Raw genomic sequence first — 22,620 nt, 5'->3', positions numbered from 1 at the left:
AAGAGGGAGCTATATGACAACGCAATTAAAAAACTGGATCGGCGGGCAATGGGTGCAAGCAAGCTCGGACCGCTACGACAATGTATACAATCCGGCAACCGAAGAGGTGCTGGCCGAGGTTCCGCTATCCACCGCTGATGATATCGAATCCGCTGTCCAAGCTGCCGGTACTGCCTTCGAAAGCTGGAGCAAAACGCCTGTTCCGCGTCGTGCCCGGATTTTGTTCAAATACCAGCAGCTGCTGGTCGACCACTGGGAGGAGCTTGCCCGCCTCATTACGAAGGAGAACGGCAAAAGCTTCGCCGAAGCGCATGGCGAGGTGCTGCGCGGCATCGAATGCGTAGAGTTCGCCGCTGGAGCGCCATCGCTCATGATGGGCAAGCAGCTGCCGGATATCGCATCGAACCTGGAATCGGGTATGTATCGTTACCCAATCGGAATCATTGGCGGAATTACGCCGTTCAACTTCCCAATGATGGTGCCGTGCTGGATGTTCCCGCTTGCCATCGCTTGCGGCAATACGTTCGTGCTCAAACCGTCAGAGCGGACGCCGCTGCTTGCGAACCGCTTAGCTGAGCTCTTCCACGAAGCCGGGCTGCCTGCAGGCGTCCTTAATCTCGTTCATGGCGCACATGACGTCGTTAATGGACTGCTTGAGCATCCGCGCATTAAAGCGATATCCTTCGTGGGCTCCCAGCCTGTGGCGGAGTATGTGTACACCAAAGGAACAAGCCATGGCAAACGCGTGCAAGCGCTGGCCGGCGCCAAAAACCATTCCATCGTCATGCCTGACGCCGATCTTGACTTAACGGTCAAAGAGATCGTCAATGCGGCCTTCGGCTCAGCCGGCGAGAGATGTATGGCTTGCGCGGTCGTCGTAGCGGTCGGCAGCGTTGGCGACGAGCTTGTCGCTAGACTTGCTGACGCCGCTGACCGGATTACGATCGGCAACGGATTGAATGAAGGCATCTTCCTCGGGCCGGTCATTCGAGGAGCTCATAAAGACAGAACGCTCGGCTACATTGAATCGGGCGAAACCGAAGGCGGCTTGCTGATCCGCGACGGCAGGAAGGATGAGGCCGTGAGCGGCTCTGGCTATTTCGTCGGACCAACCATCTTCGATCAGGTGAGCAGCGAGATGAAAATATGGAAAGATGAAATATTCGCTCCTGTCCTATCGGTTATGAGAGCTGATACGCTCGATGAAGCGATTGCGATTGCCAATCGTTCCGAATTCGCGAACGGCGCCTGCCTATTCACCAGCAACGGCTCGAGCGTGCGGCAATTCCGCGAAACCATCGACGCCGGCATGCTCGGCATTAACCTTGGCGTGCCCGCTCCAATGGCCTTCTTCCCGTTCTCGGGCTGGAAAAAATCGTTTTATGGCGATCTTCATGCCAACGGCGGAGACGGCGTAGAGTTCTACACGCGCAAAAAAATGGTCACCGCACGTTGGTAGCTCCGTTTTTAGCATAAACAGAGGAGGTCGGACAATTAAATGAAGCAGCTTAACATAGGAATTATCGGTGCCGGACGGATTGGCAAAATCCATGCGGAGAACCTGATCCGGCACCCGCAGGCACGAGTCGTCGCAATCAGCGACCTATTCGCGGGTCCAGAGCTGAACGAATGGGCAGCCAAACGCGGGATTCCGGCTGTCACGAACGACAGCTTGGACATCCTCGACAATCCGGACATTGATGCCGTATTTATATGCTCCTCGACGGATACGCATGTTCCGCTCATTAAGAGTGCCGCAGAGCGCGGCAAACATATTTTTTGCGAGAAGCCGGTCAGCATGGATTTGCAGCAAACCGAGGAAGCGATCGAGGCCGTTCGCCGGGCAGGCGTTCAACTGCAAGTGGGCTTCAACCGTCGATTCGACCATAACTTCAAGCGGGTGCGCGAGCATGTCCGTTCAGGCGCGATCGGCGATACGCACTTGATCAAGATTACTTCCCGCGATCCAGAGCCTCCGCCCGAGGCTTACATCAAAGTGTCAGGCGGCATCTTCATGGATATGATGATCCACGATTTCGATATGGCTCGCTTCCTGTCGGGCAGCGAGGTCGAAGAGGTGTACGCGCAAGGCAGCGTCCTTATTGATCCGGTATTCGCGGCTTACGAGGATGTCGACACGGCTATCGTCACGCTGCGGTTCGTCAGCGGAGCGCTCGGCGTTATCGATTGCAGCCGCAAGGCGGCCTACGGTTACGACCAACGCGTCGAAGCCTTCGGTTCGCTCGGCTCATCGAAGGCCGAAAATGATTATCCGAATACGGCTGTCCTCACTACGGCTGGCGGCGTGCAATCCGACAAGCCGCTTCATTTCTTCTTAGAGCGCTACAGCGCCGCTTATATAGAAGAAACCGAGCAGTTTATTAACTGCCTGCTGCACGGAGAGAAAGTGCCGGTCAATGGACAGGATGGCTGGCAAGCCGAGCGAATTGCCCGCGCAGCCAAGCTGTCGCTGCGCGAAGGCCGGCCGATCAAGCTGTCCGAGCTCGAGACTTCAATAGAGGGGCTGTGAGAATAGAGCATGAGCGAATTAATCGTCAAACCGCATTACAGCGGACAATCAAGCGATATTCCCTTGTTGTCGATCACGCCGCAATCCGCCGGTTGGCATCATGTCGGTTTTGAAGTGTACCGCCTAAATGCAGGAGATTCATTCAGCAGACCGACCGGGAATGACGAAGTATGTCTAGTCCTGCTTAGCGGCAAGGCAGATGTATCAACCGCAAACGAATCATGGACCGCTATTGGACAACGGATGAGCGTCTTCGAACACATTCCGCCTTATTCCGTCTACGTGCCGAACGATGACCGCTTTGTGGTTACAGCTCTTACGGAGCTCGAATTGGCGGTTTGCAAGGCTCCCGGCCACGGCAATCACCGCGCTAGACTGATTGCGCCTAACGACGTCGGCGTAGAGCTTCGCGGACAAGGAACGACGCTGCGGCATATTCATAACATATTGCCACAGCAGCAGCCGGCTGACAGCCTGCTTGTTGTAGAGGTTCTTACGCCGCAAGGACATTGGTCCAGCTATCCGCCCCACAAGCACGACGAGGATTCGCTGCCGAATGAGTCTCTTCTCGAGGAAACCTATTATTATCATGTGCAGCCGGAACAAGGCTTTGCGATTCAGCGCGTCTATACAGACGACCGTTCCCTGGACGAAACGTTGGCTGTCAAGGACGGCGAGGCCGTGCTCGTGCCAAAGGGCTATCATCCCGTCTCGGCTCCTCCGGGCTATGAGGTATATTACCTGAACGTTATGGCAGGGCCCTCGAGAGTATGGAAGTTCCGCAACGATCCTGATCATGATTGGATTGTGAATCCGCGTTAATGTTGCAATATGATCCGAATACACGGATAATTACTGAATAAGGCAAGCGTAAACGGCTGACGCCGTCCTCTGGCGGTAAAAGCAAACGTTTCGCGGTGAAATATAGGCGTGAGTATAAGAGTGAATCTTATACTTTCCTATATTTGAAACTCAAGTTTCTCCCTAATTCGATAGTAATGAGGTTGGCCATGAAAGCGACCACCATATATGATGTCGCGAAGGAGGCAGGCGTCTCCATCGCGACCATTTCCAATGCGATTAACGGCAAAGGAAAAGTGAGCAAGAAGAAACAAGAAGAAATCTTTAAGGTGATGGAGCGGCTTAACTATAAGCCAAGCATCATTGCTTCTGCTCTAATGGGCAAAAAAACGTATACGATCGGACTGCTTATACCGGATGTCTCTAACCCGTTCTTCTCCGATATTGCAAGATCGGTTGAAGACTTGGCGCATAGCGAAGGCTACAGCGTTATCGTCTGCAGCACGGACAATCGGGACGAACGCGTAGAGAAGTATATACGGTTGCTGGAGCAAAAAAACGCAGACGGCATCTTAATTGGTACGGGCGCGGAGAACAGTGAAATATTAGAGCATCTATCCGAGAAATCATTCCCGATCGTCATGATCGCGAGGGAAGCGGCTGCTATGACGGCTCATAGCGTCGTGACCGACGATTTCAAGGGCGGCGTGCTCGCTGCCGAGCATTTAACCAGCCTCGGCCACAGCCTCATGGCGGTGCTGGCGGAGAACTTCAAAGTAACGAGCAGCCTGGAGAGGGTGCGGGGCTTTCGGTTCGGATTATTCGAAGCCGGCCTTTCGGTTAGCGACGACGACATCGTCATGTGCGAGTCCAGCATCAAGGACGGCAAACGTGCAGCAGCCGCGTTGCTCAGCGGCGAGAAGCGCCCAACCGCGCTGTTCTGCTGCAATGATCTTCTCGCGATCGGCGCACTGCAAGCGGCCAAGGACGCCGGCATTCGCGTGCCCGAGCAGCTGTCGATCGTCGGCTTCGACGATACGATCCTGTCCACGGTAACGAATCCAACGCTGACGACGATAGCTCAGCCGGTTGAACAGATGGTCAAGCTGGCATTCGGTTTGCTCATCGGCGGCACCGAGGACGAGAGCAGCATTAAACAGCGTATTGTCATGCAGCCGGAACTGATTATTCGGGAATCTACCGGAACCCTCGCCTCCATATAATCATTCAGAGAGCGGAGATGGGATGAATGGAGAACAAAAAGTTAATCGTATTTCTAGATAGCGGAGATACCATTGTTGACGAATCGACGGAAGTCAGAGATGCGGAAGGCATTGTCCAGCATGCGGAGCTGATCCCTGGCGCAGCCGAAATGGTTCGAACGCTCCATGAGAAAGGCTACACGCTGGCGCTCGTCGCAGACGGCGAAGCCCAATCGTTCAAAAATATGTTCATTCAGCATGGCCTATACGACTGCTTCACCACGATGATTATTTCCGAAAATATTAAAGATCGCAAACCTAGCCCGAAGATGTTCAAAGCGGCGATCGGCGCGCTTGATCTGTCAGAGAAGGACTTCTCCCGCACGGTTATGATCGGCAATAACTTAAGCCGTGATGTAAAGGGAGCGAATGCGCTCGGCATTACAAGCATTTTCATAAGCTGGACGCCCCGTTACCCGCATACGCCGGCAGACGAATCGGAGCAGCCTGATTACACAGTCAGCGAGCCGCTTCAGCTCATTCCACTGATCGATAAGCTGAATTCCGAGCTCCAATAACTAGGCATAGGCATCATCATCATCCTATATATACTCAATAAAAAGACAACCTCCACCCTTATGGGCGGAGGTTGTTTTGTGCTTAGACCTGATTATTACTGGTTCGCTAGGAACGCATCGATTTGAGCTTGCAGCTCGGCTTGGATCTTATCAACACCTGCAGCATCCAGCTGTTTGTTCAGGTCTGCAAGAGCTTTGTCGATGTCTTTAATCACACCGTATTCGAGCGGAATGGCATAACGAAGCATAACGTTGCCAACGTTGGCGATTTCCGTTTTCACTTTGCTGTTGTCGAATACGAACGTTTCAAGCGCGTAGTGGTACACGTTTGCTTCCCAGCTATTAACGAGATCGGAAGCTTCTTGCGGGAATGCTTCGTTGTCGCGGTTAAGCGGCGAGTTGAAGTTCCAGTTGGAGAAACCAGTGTAGTTAGCGTTTTTGTCAGTTGCTTTGTATTTATTATCGCCAACCGGCTCATAGTGTACGCCGTTAACGCCGTACATCATCAGGTCATGGAACTCTTTATCATTTTGCATCAGATCGATAAACATCAGGGAGCGTTCTACATTTTTGGAAGTCGCATGAATCGACGTACCGTTCTGTGTAGAAATCGCGATCGATTTCTTCTTGCCTTGGTTGATGTCGGCAAGAGCTACTTCATAAGGGGAGTTCTCTTGGCGCATCAAAGCCATAAGCGCTCCAAGCGTTCCGTTGTTGTGCGTGATCGATGCCGTTTTGCCAGCTTTAAAATCAGCTTGGTGATCGTTTTTGCTGTTTAGAACGTTTTTCGACCATGCGTTGTTATCAGCAAGATCCTTGTAGTACAGGAGCAGATCTTTGAACTCTTGTGTTTCATACACGTTGAATACTTGGCCTTTGTCATCCGACAATTTGTAAGCGAACGGAAGGTCAAGGTCGAACATGTTCCATTCTTGTTGCTGCTTCAGCAATACGCGGTCCAAGTTATGATATTTCCAGTCGCCCGTTTCCGGAGTGAACGGAGTAACGCCCGGCTCGTTTTGTGCGATCGCTTTCAAGTAAGTTGCATACGTTTCAGGGCTGTTGATTTCAGGAAGATTATATTTTTTGCGCAAATCTTCACGATACAGAATCAGCTTTTCTACAGATTCGCCTCTGTTTTGCGGAACCATGTATACTTTTCCGTTAACTTTCGTTTGATCCCAGCTTACTTTCGGCATATTCGCCCAAGTTTGCGGCATATATTTTGTAAGCATTTCTTCAGTCAGTTCCAAGAATCCGCCTTTAAGCGCCTGATCATTGTAGCCTGCCCAGTTAGCGGAATAGATCAAGTCAAAATCTTCGTTCGCCGCCAGCTTCAGCGGATATTTCTGAGCCCAGTCAGACCAGTCCAGGAACTCGCCTTCGATCGTTGCATTGATTTTTTCTTTCAGCTTTTTGTTGATTTCAGCAAAAACGATGTCATAGTCTACAGGTTTTGGTCCAACAAAAATCATTTTCAGCTTCACTTCTTTGGAAGTGTCAATGGCACCCTCAGCAGGCGCATCAGTCGCCGCATTTCCTGCATCTGGAGCTTTTGTAGCCTCAGCAGGCGTATTCGTATTATTGTTGTTGCCGCCACCGCATGCACTCAAAATCATTACGAAGGTTAAAAAGAGCGCCACAATCATGAATTTATTTTTCTTCAACATTTCTAGCCTTCCCCCTATGTTCATAATTATATTGATAAACCGGGTTTCCCCGGACTCATCCTTTCACAGCGCCAATCGTCAAGCCTTGAACAAAGTATCTCTGAACGAACGGATAAGCTAGCAAGATCGGGCCAGTTGCCACGACCGTCATCGCCATCTTCAAGCTCTCGGTCGGAATGGCTGTCGTTACGACTGCCCCTGCGCCCATCATCGCTTTCCGCATGCCATCCATATTGCCTAACATTTTGTATAGATAATATTGGAGCGGCATCAAGTCCTGATTAGATACGAACAGCAGGGCATTGTACCAGTCGTTCCAATAGGCAAGCGCGAGGAACAATCCGATCGTAGCGAGCGCCGGCTTGGAGAGCGGCAGGATGAGACGAGCATAGATCACGAAGTCGTTTGCTCCATCAATTTTGGCCGATTCAACAATGGCTTCCGGAATGCCGCTCATAAACGACTTCATAACAATGATGTAGAAGACGTTGAGCATCATCGGAACGATTAAAGCCATGAACGTATCTTTCATATTGAGGTAATTAACAATAAGCAGATACCACGGAACGAGTCCGCCGTTAAACAAAGTTGTAAAGAAGAAGAAAAATGAAAATTTATTGCGCCACTTAAAATCTCGTCTGGAAAGCGCATAAGCAGTCATCGAAGTGAGAAATAAGCCAAGCAGCGTGCCTGTTACGGTAACACCTATAGTCACCAGGTAGGCGTTTATCATTTCCTGGGGATACTTAAACAAAATGCTGTACGCTTCGGTAGAGAATACAGTCGGTATAAACTGATAACCATCTGTAATAATTTTCTGTTCATCCGTAAGCGATGACGATACGACAAGGATAAAGGGAAGAATACATAAGATTGCGAGAAAAGTCAGGGATACATATCCTATTGTTGAAAATATTTTACGATCGAGCTGCTTCATATTGTTACCTCCTTCATGCCGTTAGAATAGGGCTCGGTCTTTGTCATATCTACGGACAGCATAGTTCACAATCATGATCGTCGCGAATCCTAGAACGGATTGGAAGACGCCTGCTGCAGCCGACATGCTTATATCATTCGATGTAATCAGCGCTCTAAATACGAAGGTATCGATAACGTCTGTCGAAGAGAACAACAAACCGTTATTGCCGACCATGTTGTAGAACATTCCGAAATCGCCGCGGAAAATGTTGCCGACCGCCAGAAGCACCAGAATGATAACTGTCGGATAGAGATTTGGAATCGTCACTTTCATGATCCGCTGGAATATGTTGGCGCCGTCGATTTCAGCTGCTTCGTACATCTCGGTATCAATGCTCGTAATCGCAGCCAAGTACATAACCGTTCCATATCCAAGACCTTTCCATGCGGAAACGAGAACCAATATATAAGGCCAGTAAGCAGGAGTATTGTAAATATCGACAGGCTCCATTCCCATGCCTCTAAGCATTGCATTCAAAGTGCCGATATCATAGTTCAACAAGTTATAGGCAACCGCGCCGACAACGACCCATGAAATAAAGTAAGGCAAGAACAGCGCCGATTGCGTAAGCTTCCGGAACCACTTTCCGCCGACTTCAAACAACATAATCGCTGCAAAAATTTGCAGGGCGTTGTTTACGACGATAAACGCTATGTTGTATAACGCTGTATTGCGCGTTACCCGCCAAGCATCTCCCGATTCAAAGAAAAAGCGGAAGTTGTCAAACCCGTTCCAAGCGCTTCCGAATATGCCCCCGGCGTAATCATAATGCTTGAAAGCAATAATGATACCCGCCATCGGGATATAAGCAAACAGAAGGAAGAACGCGGCGGCTGGCGCCAACATCAATAACAGTATTTTATATTTTTTCAAATCGCTCCAAAATGTATGCTTATTCATAGTTGCTCTCCTCTCTTCTCTATATGGCTCATTATAAAACGAGGGGGCGAGCGAAATAATTCAGCCAAACAACTAAACATAATACTAATTCAACGATTCGCACAAAAAAAATAAACTCATGTTCCATATAGGAACATGAGCCTCCTAAACAAACCGTGCTACGTTTCGTTGTCTTCCCGAATTTCCGCGTTATCAACCGGCAGAATGATTTGAACGGTCGTGCCCGCTCCAAAATGGCTGCCGATATGAATGCCGAAATCATTGCCGTACCGCAGCTTAATTCTCTCTTCTACGTTTTTCAGACCGTAGCTGTCTGAATGCAAGGAGCTTGACCGCATATTTCTTAATGTATCGGCCCGCATGCCGATCCCGTTATCAATGACCTTTAGTTCAATGCGGTCTCCTAGCCGCTTCCCCGTAATACGGATCGCAATCGTACTGCCGAACCAGGCATGCTTGAATATATTTTCCACGAACGGCTGCAAAATCAGCTTAATGATGGGGATATGGAGAATTTCAGGATCTACGTCTATATAAACCTTAAAGGCATCCGCGTACTTCACTCTCTGAATTTCAAGATACTGCTTCACCTGCTCCAACTCATTTTCAAGAGAGATATACACATTCCCTTGGTTTAACGTTAGCCGATAAAATTTGGAGAGGCCTTGCACCATATTCGTAACCTTCTCGACTTCCCCCAAGTTTGCCAAACTGCCGATGGTCGACAGCGTATTGTATAGAAAATGAGGATTAATCTGCGCTTGAAGCACATCGAGCTCCGCTTGTTTTTTCTGAATACCCTGCTCGTAGACGTTGCGGATCAGTTCCTGCAGACTGGCCGCCATCTTATTAAAAGCATTGGCAATATAAACGAACTCATCATTCCCCGCAAATCCGATCCTTTTGTAAAAATTGCCTTCCTGAAACGATCGTACCAAAGAAATGATACGCTTGATTTTCTTGCCGGATATACGGGCCACCAGGAGGCCGATGAACGCCATAACCAGGAAGCTGATGATACAAACGGTGCCGATGACCTGCTGCATTCGGCTCGCGTCTTTATTTAAATAACTGTTAGGCACCCGTGCCTTGATGACATAACCCGTTAACGAGATGTCTTCGCTAATATTCAAATAAGTACCTTGCTTGGCCTGTTCATTCATTACGCCCTGTTCATAGATGGGCAATCCCGTTGACCGCTCAATCAAGCGAAGGTCCATGCCCTGGTCAATCGGAAAGGAACTGAAATCGCCGAACAACTCGTCGATTCTCGCCGTGACGCGAATATACCCGATAACAGCGGTAGCCGCGTTCGACGAAACGAGCTTTCGAAAATAGGAAATGTTGCCCAGCGCGCTGTCGGTGCCCACTTGCAGCCACACGCTGTCTTGATTGTTCGCGACGATCGAACTGAACCATTCCGTATTCTCGATAGCATGATGGGAAAGCACGTAATAATCGCTTCTGCCGATGGCCGTCGACATGTCGTCGCCGTCAATTTCAAGCATCGTCTCGTTGACGGTATAGAGCACCAGCCTTAGCTTATTGCCATACAATTGAAGAGGGGCTTTCATGTATGGAACGATATTATCACGCATTTCGAGCATGTTCTCCAACGGCTCGCCCCTGAACTGAAGAGCGTTCTGAAAGGTCGAACTGTTATACAGCGAGTTGGCCATTCGCACGATTTCGTCCGTTTGGTATTCGAGGTTGTTCCTTGTCTGCTTCAATGAGGTCCGGACATTCGTTTCCGCCATCTCCGTCCTGGAATCAACGAGCATCGTATAAGCGATGTAGCCGATGACCAAATCGGTCAGCAAAACAAGAATGAGATACGGAATCATCATCTTATACGTGAATGGAATATATTTTTTACCAGACAACAGCCTCTCCATGATCATGCTCCCTTTATATCCGCGTAAATGATTTTCAATCCATTCTACATGGAAAAGAAAAGGGCTACTAGCCTTACATTCATTATTTCCATTCTCCCAACTCTAATGAACACACTATCCGATCGCCAATCGCCCGATTACCCCTCGGCGACCATCGTATTCGTTATCGATCCCAGCTTCTCGATCTCAATCGACACGACGTCTCCCGGCTGCAGATAGACCCGTTCCTCGGCAGGCTTGCCGAGCACAACTCCCTCCGGCGTGCCCGTCAAAATAATATCGCCCGGCACAAGCGTCATATACTGCGAAATGTAGCTGACGATCTCTTCGCAGTTAAAGATCATATCGGAAGTGTTGGAACCCTGGCGCACTTCGCCGTTCACGATGCACTTGATGCTGAGTTCGTTCGGATTGCCAACCTCGTCGGCCGTCACCAGGTACGGACCGAGCGGGGAAAACTTGTCGCAGGACTTACCGGTCAACCATTGCGGCGTGCGAAGCTGCAGGTCGCGAGCGGACAAATCATTGGCGTTGCAGTAGCCAAATACATGGGACAAGGCGTCCTCCTTCGCCACATACTTCGCCTGCTTGCCGATCACAATGACCAGCTCCGCTTCGTAATCGACCTCGCTCGACACCTTCGGCAACGGGATATCCTCGCCGTGGCCGGCAAGCGTATTATTAAACTTGTTGAACAGAATCGGGTAGAGCGGAATGGCGGCATTCGTCTCCTCCGCATGCTTGCGGTAGTTAAGGCCCACGCAAATAATTTTGTTCGGATGCGTTACGCAGGGGCCGAGCGTCAGTGCCGATTCCGGGCGAATAAACGCATGATGGCCATCCGAAGACAATACCGCCTCGACGAATGCACGCAGCTTGTCCAGCGCGGCCAAGCCTCCTTCGATGACCTCCTGCACCGTAAGCGGCACGCCTTCCGCCCCTTCGAACGCGGCTGCGGCAGCCGCGATATCCAGAATGCCCTCCCCGTCTTCCGTATGCACGCCAAGGTTGTATTTCTTGTTCTCGATAAACGTTAGCAGCTTCATGTTTTAGTCTCCTTCGTTTGTTTCCTATTTATTGTTGCTATGCATTTTTGCCGAAGACGACGCCCCCGTCGATGTAGAGCGGCGAGCCCATCATGAACTTCGACTCATCCGAAGCGAGGAACAGCGCCGCCTGCGCGACATCCTCCGGCCGGCCAAGCTCGCCGCTCAGTTGCCGCTTCTTGATCGACTCCACGGCCGCTTCAGGATCTTCGTAAGATTGCTTCAAATAATTTTCCACGAACGGTGTTAGAATCGTGCCCGGAAGCAGCGCGTTTACTCGGATGCCATACGGCGCATAATCGACCTGCATCGATTTCGTCAGCGCCAGCACCGCTCCCTTCGTCGCCGAATAGGATGCTCGCTTGGCCAGACCAATCTCTGCCACGCAGGACGACATATTGATAATAACGCCCGACTTGCGCTCCATCATGGAAGGCAGTACATATTTGCTTGGCAAATAAACGCCTCTAATATTCACCCTCATGACTCTATCCCAAACGTCAGGCTCCACCTCGTGCAATGCGCCAACGCCGCTGATGCCAGCGTTATTGAACAGCACATCGATACGGCCATGCCGTTCCAGCGCTTGCCTGGCCATTGCTTCAACCGAAGCCGGGTCCGTTACATCGGCCTGTATGAAGGATGCCACTCCACCAGCCGCGCGGATTTCCTCGGCGGTTTCCTTGCCCTTTCCGGCATCCAGATCATTCACGATGACCGTCGCGCCTTGCAGCGCAAAGGTAAGCGCCGAGCATTTGCCGATGCCGGAGCCCGCTCCCGTAATCAAGGCTGTCTTGTTGTGTAATCGTTGGCCAGTTGCGCTCATGCTTGTCACCCTCTTTGTTTATTATAATAAACTTAGTTTTGTATAAAGAAATATTAGCATGGGTTTTGGCTTAACACAATAACCAAAAAGGCACAGACTCGGTGTGCGAACAACAACACTATTAACGGGAGAAATTCCAGCTATTCGATAAATGTATTCGTGATTAGCTGGATTAGAGTGAGAAAACGGAGTTATTTTTTCTAGCCGTCGTTTGTTTATCAGCTCGGTAGCCAGGCAACATAAAAAAAGCCGTTCTCGAAAGAACGACTTTACTTTGTTTGCCCGTCTTGCTATTGCACCGACAACCGATCCGATAATTGCCGCAGCTCGCTCAGCACAAGCGCATGTTTCGATTCCCAGCGATGCTTCAGCATCGAGCAGCTTACCGCTGATACAACTTGTCCGCCTCTTCGCACCGGTACTGCAATGCAGCAGAAGCCTTGCACCGCCTCTTCCAAATCTTCGGCGAATCCAAGCTCGCGGATCGGCTCCAGCGACCTCTCCAGCGATGCCCGATCGGCAATCGTGTGCGGCGTCAGCTGTTGCATAGGCGTAGCAGCAGCATACAAATCGGATAGCCGTTCCTCGGGAAGAGCGGCTATCAGCACTTTGCCAAGCGCCGTCGAGTGCGCCGGCAGCCGCATGCCCGGTTCGGTCGTGAGCTTAGCCGGTCCGGGGTATTCCTCCTTAGCTAAATACAGCACTTCGGTGCCGATTAGTTCCGCCAGTTGAATCGTTTCCTCGATCGCTGCCTTCGTAATTGCTGCTTCCTGATGGAAGGAGGCTACGAGATCGTTATATTGAAAATAACCGCTGGCCAGCGAACCGAGCGCCGGGCCAAGGCGGAATGTATCATCTTTGTCCTTACGTATCCAATTCAGCTTCTCCAATGTGTTGAGCAAAGAGAACATCGAGCTTTTGTTAATATCCGTCCGCTTGGACAGCTCCATCATCCGCAGCTCGCCGGGATGATCTGCCACGAGCCGCAGTACGCTGTCCGCTTTCTCAATTGCCGGTACCCAATATTTATTGTCCATCGTTACCGCTCGCCCCGCTTCCTTGTACATCTAAAGCATGTCCGCTCGTTGCCGCTTTGCGACCCATTATAACAAGCGTTCAAGTGCGATACAATAGTGAGCTTTCCCGAGCCAACGCAAAGAGACACCGCGTATTGTACGCGATGCCTCGTAGCATTGCCATGATTTTTTTAGTCTTTCAGCGTAATCTCGATGACCGTATTGCGCTCGTCCGGCAGCGGATAGGTGAAATGCTCCGGCTGGGCAAAATTGAAAAACGCGTCATTTTGGTACAGCTGCGCGTTCCAGGGACGCGTGACGAACAGCTCCGAGCCGTCCGAGAGCAATCTCGCGCTCTTCACCCGGTCTCCCAAACCGGCGAGGTTGACTGGTCCAACGCTCTCTTCGAGCAAATGCGCATACAGCTTGTTGCCTTTGCGCGTGTACCGACCCCATTCCGGCTTCGGAAGGCCGGACTCGCCGCAGCCGTAGATGCTGTCGCCGTTCTTGCGCATCCATTCCCCAACCTCCGCCAGCACGTCCAGCGACCGCTGCGGGATTTCGCCCTTCGCGTCCGGACCGACGTTCAGCAGCAGGTTGCCGTTCTTGCTGACGCATTCCGTCAGCTTGCGGATCACCGTCTTGGCGCTCTTGTAAACGTGGTCGGTTGCGCCGTAGCCCCAGTTGTTGTTCAGCGTGATGCATGCTTCCCAAGGGATGGGGTTGCCTTCTTCATCCGTAATGCCTTGCGGCGGAATAATCTGCTCCGGCGAAGCGAAATCCCCCGAGTAAAAGGTCGGATTGCTCGTGTAGATCGAACCGCCCTCCTCGCCGCTCGCATCCAGACGGTTGTCGATAATGATATGCGGCTGGATAGAGCGGATCGTTTCCATTAGCTCGGTCGACCGCCATTTCTCGCCCTTCATGTCGTCATAGGAGAAGTCGAACCACATGATATCAAGCTTGCCGTAATCGGTCAGCAGCTCGCGTACTTGCCCATGCATATAATCGAGGTAGACGCCAAACCGCGCAGGATCGCGTTTGTAGGCTTCATTGTCTCGCATCGGGTGAATGCGATCGCCGTAAGCCGGGTAATCGGGATGATGCCAGTCCAGCAGCGAATAGTACAACCCGACCTTCAGCCCTTCCTCGCGGAAAGCATCAAGGAACTCCCTCACTAGGTCACGGCCGCAGGTCGTATTGGTCGACTTGTAATCGGTGAGCTTGCTGTCGAACAGGCAGAAGCCGTCATGATGCTTAGCCGTCAGAACCGCATATTTCATGCCCGCCGCCTTCGCTGCTTTGGCCCAAGCCTTCGGATCGTAACGTTCGGGATTGAATTCGTCAAAATATTTTTGGTAGTCTTCATTAGTGATACGCTCGGCGTTGCGAACCCACTCCCCGCGAGCGGGAATGGCGTATAATCCCCAGTGGATGAACATGCCAAAGCGGTCCTTAAGGAACCATTCGGTACGCTCAGTTCGTTGCTGAATGAAAGATTGGCTCATAGCGGTTAGCGCCTCCATACATCGAATATATGCTTAGTCTATCAACGATTTGTGATAAGCTATAGACAATAGATTAGCTTGTATGGGGATTAAATTAACTACTTCGAGGTGTCGGAATGCCGCAGCAATCCAATTTCGCGCTGCTCAGCGAGATGCTCCAGCAGCTGCAAGTCAGTCTGGTCGAGGCGTATTATACGGAGTGCACACCGCAATGGCGCGAGCTGGACTATGTGCCGTCCTACAACAAGTTTTATTTCATCTGTGACGGAGAAGGCCGGATCGAGATCGATGGTCAAGCGTATAGCCCGGTTGCCGGCCAATTATGTCATATGCCTGCGCATGTCCGGCAGTCTTATTCCGCGGTGAGCGATCGGCCGTACAAAAAATATTGGTGCCATTTCACGGCCACAATGGGCGGACTCGATCTGTTCCAATGGGTGGACGTGCCTCATTTATTGACGGTGCCTCCGGACCGGAGGGACGAGCTGTCTGCCTTGTTCGGGGAACTGGCAGCGCTCCATGGCGATAGCGAATGGCTGGCGCGCGTTCGCGAGAAGGCGGTGCTGCTTGAGATTATCGCCTTCTTCTTGTTGGAGTCCAATCCGCAGCTCCGCATCGTGCCGGGACGCCGCGATGATATAGAGCGGCTCCGGCAGATCGAGGCGTTCATCGAGGCTAACCTATCCGAAGCGTTGACGCTGGACCAAATCTCGAAGCATGTCCATTTGCATCCGAATTATCTTGTACGTTATTTCAATAAACATTTTGCCGTATCACCGCTGAAATATTTGAACCGCAAGCGGATGCAGCACGCCAGAACACTGCTCGGCACAACCCGCTTAAGCATCAAGGAGGTGGCCGAGCAGGTAGGCTTTCCGGATACGAATCATTTCGCCAAAGCGTTCCGCAAGGAAATGAGCTGCTCGCCAACCGAGTATCGCATGCGGTCGAACGATCCGAGCCGCAAAAATACCTAAGAACAGCTATCCGCAATTGTCTTCACGGGCAACAAATCATACACTTTATTTATTAATCGACTGTACGGAGGATGTCAATGAATAAGGGACCTAAAGACTTCTCGGCCATCGGAGCTCAACGCGCATTATCCAGCGATGGGCTGGACTGGCCCCGAATCAAGCTCTTTCAGTGGGATGGCCTCTCCCCTGATCAAGCCTATGATTCATCATTAAAATCCAATCACATCATTACTATCCATGGATCTGAAGAACCCGTGAAACTGCATGCCTTTCATCCATTCGATCAGCAGATAGGAATGACGCGAACAGGAGACATTCAGGTGCTCCCGGCTGGGGAGAAAATGTCCTGTCAGTGGGCCCGGACCCTCTCTTTCCTGAAAATCGAAATCCCGCCGAATATCTTGGATCAAGTTGCTGAAGAATCGGGATTTTCTTGGTCGGGTAGCCTAACCCTGGAGCGCAAATTTCTCATTCAAGACAATAAATTGCTGCAGCTCGGCGAATGGATGCTGGAAGAAATGCGGAACGGAGGAAGGGGCGGCAAGCTCTACCGTGATTCTTTGACGAACTTGACAATGATCCATCTGCTTCAGCACTATACAACAAGCTCGGAAAAATGCGTAAAACCGGGCAAGAGAGCTAATAAACATATCTCTGAGGTCATTGCTTACATGCAGCAAAATTTGGAGCGAGATATCCCGCTTGTTGAATTAGCGGCGGTCGCGAATATGAGCCAATCTCACCTTATTCGAAGCTTTAAGCAGGATACGGGACTTACCCCTCATCAGTATTTCATTTATCTTCGAATCGAGCATGCCAAGGTCCTCATCAAGTGCGGGAAACTCCGGATGCAGGACATCGCTGTGCAGGCTGGATTTGCCGATCAAGGACATTTTACGAAACTATTCAAGCGATCGACGGGATTTACCCCCCTCCAATATGCTGCTCGTTAGTTAAATCATACAACGCTGGCCGAAGTGATTGTTCACTTTCGCTGGCGTTTTTGTTTGTCTCCCAAGGAATTAATATTGAATCATTTTAAACAAATATCAAGTTGTTTTGTTCAATACTCCACATGTGGATAGAACTAAACTAGGTATAGAGCTGCTAAACAATGCTTACAAACGAGTAGAAAAGAGGAACTACGCATGGATGGAAAACAAATCATTACATCTTTATTACAGGCGGAGGCTAATCAGGATATTGAGCTGATGGCAGATCGGTTAGCGGATAATGTTGTATACGAGACGCCTTTTGTTCTTCCGGGGGTGGCTAATCGCATTGAAGGAAAAGAACAGCTGCTTCGGCTGTTGACCCAATTTATTGGCAAAGAACGGGGGATATACGCAACATGGAGCATTTTCAATATTAACGTATATGCTGCCGAAGAACCGGATCTCTTCTTCGCCGAGATGCAATCGAAAGGAACGGTAGCCAAAAGCGGCTATGTCTATGAACAGTCTTATGTCAGCCTGTTTCGCGTTCAGGCTGATCGCGTGATTGAATGGCGAGAATATTTCAATCCTCTACCGCTCCAGGAAGCAATGGCTTCCATTCAAGCTTGATTCACAAGAAAGGAGGAATTGGGAGATGAAAATAGACATTTTCTTCGATACGATCTGCCCATGGTGTCGGATTGGCAAACAATTCATGATGCAAGCGTTGGAATCATGGCAAGGCGAGGAAGTCGAGGTTCGATATCGCGCATTTATGCTGGATGCCAATGTCCCTCTCGAAGGAAGGGATTATAGCATTGTCATAGAACAATTCGGAGGCAAAGCCCGAACGGATCAGATGTTTGCGCAGGTGTGTAAAATCGGGGAAAGCTGCGGACTTCATTTCGATTTCAATCGAATAGGTTATATGCCGAATACGCTGCTGTCGCATCAGCTAATCAAACTCGCGCCCAATGAACAGAAATCAGAGATTAGCGATTTAATTGCTAAGGCCTATTTCGAGGATGGGCTTGACCTAGGCGATCTAGAAGTCGTGGTCGGAATTGCAAACACGGCGGGACTAGATGCTCCCAGCATACGCACTCAACTCTTGAACAAAGCAACCGTTGCCGATATTGAAAAAGACATTTCCTTCGCGGCAAAGGCCGGTATCCGTTCCGTTCCTTATTTTATTATTAACGATCGCTACTCCATTCAAAATCCACAATCGGCAGATACATTTCTGCAGGCCTTTAAGCAAATTCAATTGGAGCAAGGCGCTTCGAAATAAGTACGCTTGCAATACACTTGACAAAAAAAGGAACAGGCACCCTTTCGGGCACCTATTCCTTTTTCCTAATTATACGCCTCACGCAGATCAGAAGCGACGATCTCAGGCTCCTCCCATTCGAGGAAATGACCGCCGTTGTCGAGCTGGTTCCATCTTACAACGTTGATCGTCCGTTCTGCCCATTCGCGCGGCATGAGGAACATATCTTGGCCGGCCATCAGCATGCTCGTCGGAATCTTAACATCCACGCTGAATGTGTTGCTGCGGGCGCACTCGGCATAGAGCCGCATGGATGATGCGATTGTCCCTGTCGCCCAATAGATAGTCAGATTCGTCAACAGTCGGTCGCGACCGTAACGGGCTACGAAGTCATCGGGACGGTCGGTCCAACCGTGAAACTTCTCCAATATCCATGAAGCGAGTCCAGCTGGCGAATCATTAAGAGACACCGCTACCGTCTGCGGTTTTGTGGTTTGCAACAAGGCATAAGCCCATTCCGATTGCATCCAGGCGGCACAGTTTGCGAAGAATTCCTTCTCAGCTTCGCTGCTGTCATCCGGAACTTCAGGAACCATCAGGTTCGTTCCCGAGAAGTGCAGGCCGATCAGTTCTTCGGGATGCTGCTCGGCTATGTGCATCAAGACGCCTTGCCCCATATCGCTTCCTCTTCCGATATAACGCTCATAACCGAGCACCTTTGTCATCAGCGTCGAGAGAATGGTCGCCATGCGCGCGATATCCATGCCTGCTTCCTTCGGGCGCCCCGAGAAACCATAGCCGGGCAAACAAGGAATGACCACATCAAAAGCTTGGTCCGCCCTTCCCCCGTGAGCTGCCGGATCGGCAAGTAACGGTGCTATCTCCGTCATTTGCACGAATGAGCTTGGCCATCCGTGAAGCATGAGAAGCGGCTTTGCCGCAGGTCCTTGTCCACGCAGATGGATAAAGTGTACATCGATACCCTCGATCGTCGTCATGAATTGAGGCAGCTCATTCAGGGCACTCTCCTGTGCCCGCCAATCGAAGCCATCATTCCAATAGGCAACCAGCTCTTGCAGAACGGCGTCATCTGTTCCATAGCTCCATCCTGTTCCTTCAATGCGATCAGGCCAGCGTGTTCCCTGAAGGCGCTCGGACAGATCATCCAATACGCTCTGTTCAATAGATATCTTATAAGGTTGCGGAGCGGTAAATGTCACGTCAGGTGTTTTTGTAGTAAGTGTTTCCGATTTTTTTTCATTTGCGAATTTCATTATTTTCTCCCTGCAATTATATATTTGTGTGCGCACGCACATAAATATACCAAGCATTTGTTGTGAAGTCAAATGCCGCAAAAAGATTAAAGAAAAGAAAACTGGATTTTCGATTGCTTTTCATGGAAGACTTCTTCGATAATCTGCGTGATCTCCGGCAATGTCGACTGGTAATCCCGTCTTCCTTGTTCCGATAGCTTGACTACCGTGCTCCTGCGGTCTGCATCGCCTGATCTTCGTACAACGGTATCGCACGTCTCCAATCGAGCAACCAGTCGAGATACGGCGCTATGGCTCAAATTAACAGACTTGCTCAACTGATCTATCGTAAGTCCGGCGCCGTCATTCTTATCGAGCACAGAGATAGCCGCAAACTCGCTTATCGTTAAAGCATAACGAGTCTTAAGCACTTTTTCTATCCGCTGATTCAATTTCCCATGCAACTGGTCTAACGCCAGCCACGCTTGTATTGCGTTTTCCATATCTATACTCCACCTAACATCCGTTATCATTTTACAATATCATCTATTCCACGAACACGGCAAGCTGGCCCTCAAGCTAAAGAATCGCGAAGACGCTTGATGTCACTCAATGGAGGCATACCGAACATTCGAACGTATTCGCGGCTGAACTGGGAAGGACTTTCGTAGCCCACTTGGAATCCCGCATTGGCCGCTTCCGGTATATCCGAAAGCAATAGACGACGCGCTTCCTGCAATCTTACCTGCTTTTGATATTGCATAGGGCTCATAGCCGTAACCTCTTTGAAATGAAAATGCAAGGAAGAGGGGCTCATGCTTGCGACAACCGCCAACTCGTCAATACGCAAAGGCTTCGCGAAATCTCGATTGATGCAACTAATCACCTTTGCAATTCGCCCCGCATGGCTGCCTTTCACGGCGAACTGCCGGACCGATGCTCCCTGCTCATCCTGCAAAATCCGATAAAGGATTTCGCGAATGGTTAAAGGCGCAAGAACCGGTATATCCAACGGCGTATCCAGAAGTCGGACTAACCTTAGTACCGCGTCCAACAGCGGCCGGCTTGTCTTGCTAACCAACAGGCCGCGTCTTGAGCCCTCCTTATGCCCCGATTCCCAATTGGGCTCCTTAATAATATCCATAATCTGATCCGTACTGAAATTCAGTTGAAGGCTCAGGTAAGGACGTTGCGGCGTAGCTTGAATAATTTGTCCGGCAATCGGCAGGTTGACCGAGGCAACCAAGTAGGTCGCTGGATTATAGTGATAGCTCTCTTTACCTAACATTACTAATTTCGATCCTTGTGCGACCATGCACAGCGAAGGGTCGTAGACCGAATAGATCGGCTCCGATTCACCACAAGAACGAATGAGCTTTAAAGAGGAAATGGCTGTAACATGCGTACCGGCGCTAGGTGTATATCGGTCAATAAGATGTGCCAACTCTTGCTGCTGTGTCATGATTTCATCATCCCATAACATCGTGATCGTCACGGCCTCCCTTCCCTAACCGGGATGTTCTTTATCTCACTTTAATATTTTTCGGAGGATTGTGCAATAACTCCATACGAATCGTCTACCGTATCCATCCCGATATACGACATACTGAGTTCAAGAAGAGGGCACCTTATTCTACCGCAAACAAAAAGGAGAACTGGAAGATGAAAAAGGAAAACAGTCTTGAGCAAACCAAATTTGTCGGCATGTGGGTAACCAAAGATGGATATATCCGACATGAGCTACTGCCTAACGGGCGTTATGATGAGGCGCGAGGTAACCGGAAAAGCGCCTATCAAGGTCGTTATATGGTTATCGAAGATCATATCGACTACGTAGACGATACGGGGTTTACGGCTGATGGGGATTTTCGAGAGGGTGTCCTCTACCATGCAGGCATGATTCTATATCGGGAACAATAAACGAATGGGGAAGGAATGGAACAGACATGTCTAGCACGTTAAAAATCTATACCTTAGCGGTTCTTAGTTTTCTAGTCGGAACATCGGAGTATATTATAGCAGGCATACTGGATAAGATTGCAGAATCAACGGGAGTCTCGTTGGTGACGGCCGGTCAGTTAATTACTATTTTTTCACTCTCTTATGCATTTGGCACACCGGTCGTAATGGCTTTGACAGCGCGTATGGAACGACGGAAGCTGTTGCTTTGCGCTTTAAGCTTATTCGTAATCAGCAATCTACTCGCCTCTGTATTACCGGGATATGAACTCCTTATTGCCTCTCGGATCCTTATGGGAATAAGCGCAGGCGTTACGATCGTTGCCTCCCTCTCGATAGCGACCAAGGTCGCTCTTCCAGGGAAGCAAGGAAGCGCCATTGCGGCCGTCCTTATGGGCTTCACCGCTTCCCTGATTCTCGGGGTTCCAATCGGGAGAGTGATTTCCTCGGCTTATGAATGGAAGATTATTTTTGGGGGAATCGGTTTAATCGGCCTATTGGCCATACTCATTATTGCGCTCACGATCCCGCGAATGGACGGGGAGCAGTCCGTGCCTTTGCGTAATCAACTCGCTATACTAAAGCAACCGAAAATGCTCGTCGGTTTATCCGTGACTTTCTTTTGGATTGTTGGGTATTCTATTTTTTACTCTTACATTTCGCCTCTTCTTCTTACGGTATCCGGAATGAGCGATGAAGCTTTAAGTATTACATTATTCGCGATTGGAATCGCCAGTTTGATCGGCTCTAGATCAGGGGGCTTTAGCACCGACAAATGGGGAATTCACCGCACTCTTATCGGAGGATTATCGCTTAACGTTCTAGCCCTGATTCTCATCGCGCTCTTTATCCACTCTCCGGCAATGCTGATTCCGATGTTGTTGCTGTGGTCTTTTGCGACGTGGTCTCCCGGTCCGCCACAACAATTACACCTTATTACGCTCGCCCCTGGATCCTCGGGAATCATGCTAAGCTTGAACAACTCCACCCTTCAGCTTGCTATGGCCGCCGGTTCCGGAATTGGTGGCGTTGCCGTCGAGCAAATCTCACTATCCTCTGTTAGTTGGTTTGCGGCCTTAGGGATTGCGATCGCCGTGGGGGCAGTCGTCTTATCTCTTAGATATGTCAACAGATCGTCTTCCAACCAAGCTTCAGGCGGCCGATCCATAATAAAAGCATAGGACTTCTAAATCGAGCGATAATTTGCTACAGCACAATAACAAGGAGCTAATCTACGTGGCCACTAAAATGGCAGGTAGATAGCTCCTTCTGTTA

22 protein-coding genes are annotated in these 22,620 nt (G+C 50.1%); 11 read left to right on the top strand and 11 right to left on the bottom strand.

The genetic code is table 11. The features are described 5' to 3' along the window. The first annotated feature begins 13 nt into the window (after nucleotides 1-13). The 5 genes from V8F51_RS12540 (at nucleotide 14) to V8F51_RS12520 (ending at nucleotide 5,111) form a co-directional block, all read left to right on the top strand. On the top strand, nucleotides 14-1,459 hold the full coding sequence (locus V8F51_RS12540; RefSeq protein ID WP_337100585.1) for a CoA-acylating methylmalonate-semialdehyde dehydrogenase: 1,446 nt from the start codon (nucleotides 14-16) through the stop codon (nucleotides 1,457-1,459). 39 nt (nucleotides 1,460-1,498) lie between these two features. Then, nucleotides 1,499-2,530: an inositol 2-dehydrogenase gene (gene iolG, locus V8F51_RS12535; protein WP_337100584.1), complete on the top strand. Its 1,032-nt coding sequence runs from the start codon at nucleotides 1,499-1,501 to the stop codon at nucleotides 2,528-2,530. Nucleotides 2,531-2,539: 9 nt separating this feature from the next. Beyond that, nucleotides 2,540-3,352, top strand: a complete 813-nt coding sequence (gene iolB, locus V8F51_RS12530) for a 5-deoxy-glucuronate isomerase (RefSeq protein WP_337100583.1) — start codon at nucleotides 2,540-2,542, stop codon at nucleotides 3,350-3,352. Between the two features lie 188 nt (nucleotides 3,353-3,540). After that, a complete protein-coding gene (locus V8F51_RS12525; protein ID WP_337100582.1) occupies nucleotides 3,541-4,554 on the top strand; it encodes a LacI family DNA-binding transcriptional regulator in 1,014 nt (337 codons plus the stop codon). Nucleotides 4,555-4,580: 26 nt separating this feature from the next. After that, nucleotides 4,581-5,111 carry an HAD family hydrolase gene (locus V8F51_RS12520; RefSeq protein WP_337100581.1) on the top strand — a complete coding sequence of 177 codons (531 nt, stop codon included), beginning with the start codon at nucleotides 4,581-4,583 and terminating at the stop codon, nucleotides 5,109-5,111. A gap of 95 nt (nucleotides 5,112-5,206) precedes the next feature. Here the strand turns inward: V8F51_RS12520 and V8F51_RS12515 are convergent, their stop codons facing one another. The 8 genes from V8F51_RS12515 to V8F51_RS12480 form a co-directional block, all read right to left on the bottom strand. Beyond that, nucleotides 5,207-6,781 (bottom strand): ABC transporter substrate-binding protein, encoded by a 1,575-nt coding sequence (locus V8F51_RS12515; protein WP_337100580.1) that lies wholly within the window; start codon nucleotides 6,779-6,781, stop codon nucleotides 5,207-5,209. A 55-nt stretch (nucleotides 6,782-6,836) separates the two neighbouring features. Then, a complete protein-coding gene (locus V8F51_RS12510) occupies nucleotides 6,837-7,718 on the bottom strand; it encodes a carbohydrate ABC transporter permease (protein ID WP_337100579.1) in 882 nt (293 codons plus the stop codon). A 21-nt stretch (nucleotides 7,719-7,739) separates the two neighbouring features. Further along, nucleotides 7,740-8,660: an ABC transporter permease gene (locus V8F51_RS12505; RefSeq protein WP_337100577.1), complete on the bottom strand. Its 921-nt coding sequence runs from the start codon at nucleotides 8,658-8,660 to the stop codon at nucleotides 7,740-7,742. 158 nt (nucleotides 8,661-8,818) lie between these two features. Continuing rightward, nucleotides 8,819-10,555, bottom strand: coding sequence for a sensor histidine kinase (locus V8F51_RS12500; protein ID WP_337100576.1), 1,737 nt, complete (start codon nucleotides 10,553-10,555; stop codon nucleotides 8,819-8,821). A 137-nt stretch (nucleotides 10,556-10,692) separates the two neighbouring features. After that, complete coding sequence (locus V8F51_RS12495) at nucleotides 10,693-11,601, bottom strand: fumarylacetoacetate hydrolase family protein (protein WP_337100575.1); 909 nt, start codon at nucleotides 11,599-11,601, stop codon at nucleotides 10,693-10,695. A 37-nt stretch (nucleotides 11,602-11,638) separates the two neighbouring features. Further along, a complete protein-coding gene (locus V8F51_RS12490; RefSeq protein ID WP_337100574.1) occupies nucleotides 11,639-12,427 on the bottom strand; it encodes an SDR family NAD(P)-dependent oxidoreductase in 789 nt (262 codons plus the stop codon). Between the two features lie 290 nt (nucleotides 12,428-12,717). Beyond that, a complete protein-coding gene (locus V8F51_RS12485) occupies nucleotides 12,718-13,494 on the bottom strand; it encodes an IclR family transcriptional regulator (protein WP_337100573.1) in 777 nt (258 codons plus the stop codon). A 140-nt stretch (nucleotides 13,495-13,634) separates the two neighbouring features. Next, nucleotides 13,635-14,951: an alpha-L-fucosidase gene (locus V8F51_RS12480; RefSeq protein WP_337100572.1), complete on the bottom strand. Its 1,317-nt coding sequence runs from the start codon at nucleotides 14,949-14,951 to the stop codon at nucleotides 13,635-13,637. Between the two features lie 116 nt (nucleotides 14,952-15,067). Here V8F51_RS12480 and V8F51_RS12475 point away from each other — a divergent pair, with 116 nt between their 5' ends. The 4 genes from V8F51_RS12475 (at nucleotide 15,068) to V8F51_RS12460 (ending at nucleotide 18,154) form a co-directional block, all read left to right on the top strand. Continuing rightward, entirely contained in the window at nucleotides 15,068-15,928 is an 861-nt protein-coding gene (locus tag V8F51_RS12475; RefSeq protein ID WP_337100571.1) for an AraC family transcriptional regulator, read from the top strand. Between the two features lie 77 nt (nucleotides 15,929-16,005). Further along, nucleotides 16,006-16,881 carry an AraC family transcriptional regulator gene (locus V8F51_RS12470; RefSeq protein ID WP_337100570.1) on the top strand — a complete coding sequence of 292 codons (876 nt, stop codon included), beginning with the start codon at nucleotides 16,006-16,008 and terminating at the stop codon, nucleotides 16,879-16,881. A gap of 195 nt (nucleotides 16,882-17,076) precedes the next feature. Further along, nucleotides 17,077-17,493 carry a nuclear transport factor 2 family protein gene (locus tag V8F51_RS12465; protein ID WP_337100569.1) on the top strand — a complete coding sequence of 139 codons (417 nt, stop codon included), beginning with the start codon at nucleotides 17,077-17,079 and terminating at the stop codon, nucleotides 17,491-17,493. Between the two features lie 25 nt (nucleotides 17,494-17,518). Continuing rightward, nucleotides 17,519-18,154: a DsbA family oxidoreductase gene (locus V8F51_RS12460; RefSeq protein WP_337100568.1), complete on the top strand. Its 636-nt coding sequence runs from the start codon at nucleotides 17,519-17,521 to the stop codon at nucleotides 18,152-18,154. Nucleotides 18,155-18,219: 65 nt separating this feature from the next. On the opposite strand, the gene V8F51_RS12455 is transcribed toward V8F51_RS12460, so the two are convergent. From V8F51_RS12455 to V8F51_RS12445, 3 genes are all read right to left on the bottom strand, one after another. Then, the gene (locus V8F51_RS12455; protein ID WP_337100567.1) at nucleotides 18,220-19,407 is read right to left on the bottom strand and encodes an epoxide hydrolase family protein; all 1,188 of its coding nucleotides are present in this window, start codon (nucleotides 19,405-19,407) and stop codon (nucleotides 18,220-18,222) included. An 86-nt stretch (nucleotides 19,408-19,493) separates the two neighbouring features. Next, nucleotides 19,494-19,889 carry a MarR family winged helix-turn-helix transcriptional regulator gene (locus tag V8F51_RS12450; protein ID WP_337100566.1) on the bottom strand — a complete coding sequence of 132 codons (396 nt, stop codon included), beginning with the start codon at nucleotides 19,887-19,889 and terminating at the stop codon, nucleotides 19,494-19,496. 71 nt (nucleotides 19,890-19,960) lie between these two features. After that, nucleotides 19,961-20,869 (bottom strand): AraC family transcriptional regulator, encoded by a 909-nt coding sequence (locus V8F51_RS12445; RefSeq protein WP_337100852.1) that lies wholly within the window; start codon nucleotides 20,867-20,869, stop codon nucleotides 19,961-19,963. 179 nt (nucleotides 20,870-21,048) lie between these two features. Here V8F51_RS12445 and V8F51_RS12440 point away from each other — a divergent pair, with 179 nt between their 5' ends. Both V8F51_RS12440 and V8F51_RS12435 read left to right on the top strand, forming a co-directional pair. Next, nucleotides 21,049-21,306, top strand: coding sequence for an Atu4866 domain-containing protein (locus V8F51_RS12440; RefSeq protein ID WP_337100565.1), 258 nt, complete (start codon nucleotides 21,049-21,051; stop codon nucleotides 21,304-21,306). A gap of 26 nt (nucleotides 21,307-21,332) precedes the next feature. Continuing rightward, on the top strand, nucleotides 21,333-22,526 hold the full coding sequence (locus V8F51_RS12435; RefSeq protein WP_337100564.1) for an MFS transporter: 1,194 nt from the start codon (nucleotides 21,333-21,335) through the stop codon (nucleotides 22,524-22,526). The last annotated feature ends 94 nt before the right edge of the window (nucleotides 22,527-22,620 follow it).

It is taken from the genome of Paenibacillus sp. YIM B09110, from assembly GCF_037167145.1.
Taxonomy (GTDB): Bacteria; Bacillota; Bacilli; order Paenibacillales; family Paenibacillaceae; genus Pristimantibacillus.
The sequence above is the reverse complement of the archived record's forward strand: the minus strand, read 5'-3'. Positions and strand labels throughout refer to the sequence as shown.

Bases quoted from the DNA above. Each gene is read 5' to 3' on its own strand.
- V8F51_RS12455 (WP_337100567.1), bottom strand. From the start codon at position 19,407: ATGAAATTCGCAAATGAAAAAAAATCGGAAACACTTACTACAAAAACA.
- V8F51_RS12520 (WP_337100581.1), top strand. From the start codon at position 4,581: ATGGAGAACAAAAAGTTAATCGTATTTCTAGATAGCGGAGATACCATT.
- V8F51_RS12450 (WP_337100566.1), bottom strand. From the start codon at position 19,889: ATGGAAAACGCAATACAAGCGTGGCTGGCGTTAGACCAGTTGCATGGG.
- iolB (WP_337100583.1), top strand. From the start codon at position 2,540: ATGAGCGAATTAATCGTCAAACCGCATTACAGCGGACAATCAAGCGAT.
- V8F51_RS12480 (WP_337100572.1), bottom strand. From the start codon at position 14,951: ATGAGCCAATCTTTCATTCAGCAACGAACTGAGCGTACCGAATGGTTC.
- iolG (WP_337100584.1), top strand. From the start codon at position 1,499: ATGAAGCAGCTTAACATAGGAATTATCGGTGCCGGACGGATTGGCAAA.
- V8F51_RS12495 (WP_337100575.1), bottom strand. From the start codon at position 11,601: ATGAAGCTGCTAACGTTTATCGAGAACAAGAAATACAACCTTGGCGTG.
- V8F51_RS12445 (WP_337100852.1), bottom strand. From the start codon at position 20,869: ATGTTATGGGATGATGAAATCATGACACAGCAGCAAGAGTTGGCACAT.
- V8F51_RS12440 (WP_337100565.1), top strand. From the start codon at position 21,049: ATGAAAAAGGAAAACAGTCTTGAGCAAACCAAATTTGTCGGCATGTGG.
- V8F51_RS12465 (WP_337100569.1), top strand. From the start codon at position 17,077: ATGGATGGAAAACAAATCATTACATCTTTATTACAGGCGGAGGCTAAT.
- V8F51_RS12460 (WP_337100568.1), top strand. From the start codon at position 17,519: ATGAAAATAGACATTTTCTTCGATACGATCTGCCCATGGTGTCGGATT.
- V8F51_RS12500 (WP_337100576.1), bottom strand. From the start codon at position 10,555: ATGGAGAGGCTGTTGTCTGGTAAAAAATATATTCCATTCACGTATAAG.
- V8F51_RS12490 (WP_337100574.1), bottom strand. From the start codon at position 12,427: ATGAGCGCAACTGGCCAACGATTACACAACAAGACAGCCTTGATTACG.
- V8F51_RS12540 (WP_337100585.1), top strand. From the start codon at position 14: ATGACAACGCAATTAAAAAACTGGATCGGCGGGCAATGGGTGCAAGCA.
- V8F51_RS12475 (WP_337100571.1), top strand. From the start codon at position 15,068: ATGCCGCAGCAATCCAATTTCGCGCTGCTCAGCGAGATGCTCCAGCAG.
- V8F51_RS12510 (WP_337100579.1), bottom strand. From the start codon at position 7,718: ATGAAGCAGCTCGATCGTAAAATATTTTCAACAATAGGATATGTATCC.
- V8F51_RS12485 (WP_337100573.1), bottom strand. From the start codon at position 13,494: ATGTACAAGGAAGCGGGGCGAGCGGTAACGATGGACAATAAATATTGG.
- V8F51_RS12505 (WP_337100577.1), bottom strand. From the start codon at position 8,660: ATGAATAAGCATACATTTTGGAGCGATTTGAAAAAATATAAAATACTG.
- V8F51_RS12525 (WP_337100582.1), top strand. From the start codon at position 3,541: ATGAAAGCGACCACCATATATGATGTCGCGAAGGAGGCAGGCGTCTCC.
- V8F51_RS12470 (WP_337100570.1), top strand. From the start codon at position 16,006: ATGAATAAGGGACCTAAAGACTTCTCGGCCATCGGAGCTCAACGCGCA.
- V8F51_RS12435 (WP_337100564.1), top strand. From the start codon at position 21,333: ATGTCTAGCACGTTAAAAATCTATACCTTAGCGGTTCTTAGTTTTCTA.
- V8F51_RS12515 (WP_337100580.1), bottom strand. From the start codon at position 6,781: ATGTTGAAGAAAAATAAATTCATGATTGTGGCGCTCTTTTTAACCTTC.